This window comes from Escherichia sp. MOD1-EC6098 (assembly GCF_002965865.1).
Taxonomy (GTDB): domain Bacteria; phylum Pseudomonadota; class Gammaproteobacteria; order Enterobacterales; family Enterobacteriaceae; genus Escherichia; species Escherichia marmotae.
The window spans coordinates 1-528 of record NZ_PTSN01000090.1; the positions used below are offsets into that span (position 1 = coordinate 1).

1 protein-coding gene is annotated in these 528 nt (G+C 60.0%); it reads left to right on the plus strand.

All coding sequences use genetic code 11. The annotated features are described in order from the left end of the window. Window positions 1–528: ParB/RepB/Spo0J family partition protein (locus C0K55_RS25790; RefSeq protein WP_172956567.1), on the plus strand; the 528-nt coding region annotated here is incomplete at both ends.

Here is a 528-nt window from a genome sequence, read left to right on the forward strand (position 1 = left end):
CAATGGCGCAGGAAGGCAAAACACCTGCACAAATCGGTGATTTGCTGGGCTATTCACCCCGCCACGTTCAGCGAATGCTGAAACTGGCAGACCTTGCGCCTGTCATCCTCGATGCGCTGGCAGAAGATCGCATCACCACAGAACACTGTCAGGCGCTGGCGCTGGAGAACGATACCGCGCGTCAGGTGCAGGTGTTTGAAGCCGCCTGCCAGTCGGGATGGGGCGGTAAACCGGAAGTACAGACCATTCGTCGTCTGGTGACCGAAAGTGAAGTGGCGGTGGCAGGGAACAGTAAATTCCGCTTCGTGGGGGCTGATGCCTTCTCGCCAGATGAACTGCGCACTGACCTGTTCAGCGACGACGAGGGTGGCTATGTGGACTGCGTTGCGCTCGATGCCGCCCTGCTGGAAAAACTCCAGGCTGTCGCTGAACACCTTCGGGAAGCCGAAGGCTGGGAATGGTGCGCCGGACGCATGGAGCCTGTCGGTGAGTGCCGTGAGGATGCCGGAACATACCGCTGTCTGCCGG